Consider the following 3,966-nt stretch of genomic DNA (forward strand, 5'->3'; position numbering starts at 1 on the left):
TGATTTCATCGTAAAACAGTTGGACCAAGTCGTTGGCTTCCCGCTTGTTCATGCCCAGCTGTTCGTACAGACGTTCGGACTTCTCAGCTTTCGTCAAAGCCCCCATACGTCACTTCCTTAACGTGGCGTTCAACCTTTGTTCGAGCGAGGTGAGGATGTTTTGCGTCGTCGAATTCACCTCATCGTCGTTAAGAGTGCGCGATGGATGCTGCCAGGTCAAGCCGACCGCAAGGCTTTTTCTATGCGGATCAATGCCTTTACCCTGATAGACGTCAAACAGCCTGAGATCTGTCAGCCATTCGCCTGCATTTTCACGGATTACGTCAAGAACAGCGCTGGCGGCGACGTCTTTGTCAGCCAGCAGCGCGAGGTCACGACGTACTTCAGGAAAGCGCGACAACTCACGGAATTCAGGCATTTTGCCCTGCGCCACTTCAGCCAGAACCAGCTCGAAAACGAAGACCGGACGGTCAAGGCCGAGGGCTTTCGACAGCTCAGGGTGGATGGCACCGATAAAGCCGACTTCGCGCCCGTCGCGCTCAATGCGCGCGGTCTGGCCAGGATGCAGCGCCGGGTGCTTGCCCGGTACGAAAGTGAAAGCGCCCAATGCCCCGGCAAAGCCCAGCACCGCTTCCACATCAGCCTTGACGTCGAAGAAATCGACAGCATCGCGACCTTGTGCCCAGCCTTCCGGCAGACGGCTGCCGCAGACCACACCGGCGAGCATCGGCTCCTGCTTCAGCCCTTCCAGTTGACCGACGAAGCGCAGGCCGCTTTCGAACAGGCGAACGCGATCCTGCTGACGGTTCAGGTTGTGCTGCAGAACCTTGACCAGCCCCGGCCACAACGACGAACGCATGGCTGCCATGTCGTTGGAGATCGGGTTGGCCAGCAGCAACGGCTCGACGCCCGGATTGAACAGTTCGAACTGCTTCGGATCGATGAAGCTGTAGGTGATCGCTTCCTGATAGCCGCGAGCCACCAGCAGACGACGCAACTCCGGCAGATCGCTGCGCGCTTCAGCCTTGGCCTGCGGAGCGAGACGGGCCTGCGGGTAGCGGACCGGCAGACGGTTGTAGCCGTACAGGCGCGCCAGCTCTTCGATCAGGTCGACTTCCAGGCTGATGTCGAATCGGTGACTCGGCACCTCGACACGCCACTGCCCTGCTCCGTCAGCAGCGATCTTCAGGCCCAAGGCACCGAGAAGGCGCTCGACCTCAGCCGAATCCATCTCCATGCCCAGCATCTGCGCGATGCGCTGCGCACGCAGGGTGATCGGCGCGATCGACGGCAGATGCTGCTCGCTGACCGTTTCGATGATCGGCCCTGCCTCGCCGCCGGTGATGTCCAGCAGCAGGCCTGTGGCGCGCTCCATGGCTTCGCGGGCCAGTTGCCAGTCCACGCCACGCTCGTAGCGGTGAGAAGCATCAGTATGCAGACCGTAGGAGCGTGCCTTGCCGGCGACCGCGATCTGGTCGAAGAACGCGCTTTCGAGGAACACGTCGCGGGTGGTCGCAGAGACGCCGCTGTGCTCGCCACCCATCACGCCGGCAATCGCCAGTGCGCGGGTGTGGTCGGCGATCACCAGCGTATCGCTGCGCAGGCTGACTTCCTGGCCGTCGAGCAGCACCAGCTTCTCGCCCTCTTCCGCCATGCGCACGCGGATTCCGCCATTGATTTCGGCAAGGTCGAAAGCATGCAGCGGCTGGCCCAGCTCCAGCATCACGTAGTTGGTGATGTCCACGGCGGCGTCGATGCTGCGTACATCCGCACGACGCAGGCGCTCGACCATCCACAGCGGGGTTGGCCGGGACAGGTCCACATTGCGGATCACACGACCCAGGTAGCGCGGGCACGCAGCCGGCGCCAACACGTCGACCGGGCGCACTTCGTCATGGGCCGCCGGCACCGGGGCCACGACCGGGCGCACGACCGGAACGTCGTAGAGCGCACCAACTTCACGGGCCAGACCGGCCAGCGACAGGCAGTCACCGCGGTTCGGGGTCAGGTCGACCTCGATGCTGGCGTCTTCCAGATCCAGGTAAACGCGGAAATCCGCACCTACCGGCGCATCGGCCGGCAGTTCCATCAAGCCGTCGTTGCCTTCACCGACCTGCAGCTCGGACTGCGAGCACAGCATGCCGTTGGACTCGACGCCACGCAGCTTGGCTTTCTTGATCTTGAAGTCGCCCGGCAGTTCGGCGCCGATCATGGCGAACGGAATCTTAAGGCCCGGGCGCACATTTGGCGCACCGCACACGACCTGGAACGTTTCGCTGCCGTTGCTGACTTGGCAAACGCGCAGCTTGTCGGCGTCCGGGTGCTGTTCGGTGCTCAGCACCTCACCCACCACCACGCCGCTGAATGCACCGGCAGCCGGGGTCACGCTATCGACCTCGAGACCGGCCATCGACAGACGGGCAACCAGCTCGTCACGACCTACCTGCGGGCTGACCCAGCCACGCAGCCATTGTTCACTGAATTTCATCCTGCTCTCCTAAGAATTCGTTACGACTAGCGAAATTGCGCGAGGAACCGCAAGTCGTTGTCGAAGAACAGACGCAAGTCGTTCACGCCATAACGCAGCATGGCCAGACGCTCGACACCCATGCCGAAGGCAAAGCCGGAGAACTCTTCCGGATCGATGCCGGACATGCGCAGCACGTTCGGGTGAACCATGCCGCAGCCCATCACTTCCAGCCAGCCGGTCTGCTTGCAGACTCGGCAACCCTTACCGCTGCACATCACGCATTCCATGTCGACTTCGGCGGACGGCTCGGTGAACGGGAAGTAGGAAGGACGGAAACGCACCGCCAGTTCCTTTTCGAAGAACACCCGCAGAAATTCTTCGATAGTGCCTTTAAGGTCGGCGAAATTGATGTCGCGATCGACCAGCAGGCCTTCGACCTGGTGGAACATCGGCGAGTGGGTGATATCGGAGTCGCTGCGGTACACACGACCCGGGCAGACGATGCGGATCGGCGGCTTTTTCGACTCCATGGTGCGAACCTGTACCGGCGAGGTATGGGTGCGCAACAACATGTTCGCATTGAAATAGAAGGTGTCATGCATCGACCGGGCCGGGTGATGGCCTGGGATGTTGAGCGCCTCGAAGTTGTGGTAGTCGTCTTCGACCTCAGGGCCTTCGGCGATGCCGTAGCCGATACGGGTGAAGAACTGTTCGACGCGTTCCAGAGTCCGGGTCACCGGATGCAGGCCACCCGAGGTCTGACCGCGCCCCGGCAGGGTCACGTCAATGGACTCGGCGGACAGTTTGGCGGCCAGTTCGGCCTCCTCAAACAGAGCCTTGCGCGCATTGAGAACCTCTGTGACACGCTCCTTGGCGACGTTGATCAGGGCGCCGACCTGCGGACGCTCCTCTGCCGGCAGGTTGCCCAGGGTCTTCATCACCTGAGTCAGTTCGCCTTTCTTGCCAAGGTAGTGAACCCGGATTTGCTCCAGGGCATTGATATCTTCAGCGCTTTGCACAGCCTCTAGTGCTTGAGAGACCAGCGCATCCAGGTTTTCCATGTACAGACTCCAGATACGAAATAGGGGAAGAGCTTGAAGGCTCTTCCCCTATTTATGACGTTTAACACCTACCCCCACAAATGCAGGGGCGGGTGACTGTCGGGGGTACTTAAGCCAAGGTGGCTTTAGCTTTCTCGACAATCGCAGCAAACGCCGCTTTTTCGTTCACTGCCAGATCAGCCAGAACCTTACGGTCGATCTCGATGGACGCTTTTTTCAGGCCGGCGATGAAACGGCTGTAGGACAGACCGTTGATACGAGCACCAGCGTTGATACGGGCGATCCACAGAGCGCGGAACTGACGTTTTTTCTGACGACGGTCACGGTAGGCGTATTGGCCTGCCTTGATTACCGCTTGCTTGGCAACACGGAATACGCGCGAACGTGCACCGTAGTAGCCTTTAGCAAGTTTCAGAATTTTTTTGTGACGCTTAC

The 3,966-nt window shown here is 60.6% G+C and carries 3 protein-coding genes and 1 pseudogene; all 4 read right to left on the reverse strand.

Features of this window, described 5'->3' with window-relative positions:
* A pseudogene (gene ihfA, locus ACIP0B_RS28090) lies at positions 1-106 on the reverse strand (integration host factor subunit alpha); the annotation flags it as partial.
* Between the two features lie 3 nt (positions 107-109).
* Entirely contained in the window at positions 110-2,488 is a 2,379-nt protein-coding gene (gene pheT / locus ACIP0B_RS28095) for a phenylalanine--tRNA ligase subunit beta (protein WP_400838387.1), read from the reverse strand.
* A gap of 26 nt (positions 2,489-2,514) precedes the next feature.
* Positions 2,515-3,531: a phenylalanine--tRNA ligase subunit alpha gene (pheS, locus tag ACIP0B_RS28100; protein ID WP_085577452.1), complete on the reverse strand. Its 1,017-nt coding sequence runs from the start codon at positions 3,529-3,531 to the stop codon at positions 2,515-2,517.
* Positions 3,532-3,640: 109 nt separating this feature from the next.
* The coding region (rplT, locus tag ACIP0B_RS28105; protein ID WP_400838390.1) for a 50S ribosomal protein L20 at positions 3,641-3,966 on the reverse strand (326 nt) is incomplete at its 5' end.

This window comes from Pseudomonas sp. NPDC089534 (genome assembly GCF_044749305.1).
Lineage (GTDB): Bacteria > Pseudomonadota > Gammaproteobacteria > Pseudomonadales > Pseudomonadaceae > Aquipseudomonas > Aquipseudomonas ekonensis.

Bases quoted from the DNA above. Each gene is read 5' to 3' on its own strand.
- pheT (WP_400838387.1), bottom strand. From the start codon at position 2,488: ATGAAATTCAGTGAACAATGGCTGCGTGGCTGGGTCAGCCCGCAGGTA.
- pheS (WP_085577452.1), bottom strand. From the start codon at position 3,531: ATGGAAAACCTGGATGCGCTGGTCTCTCAAGCACTAGAGGCTGTGCAA.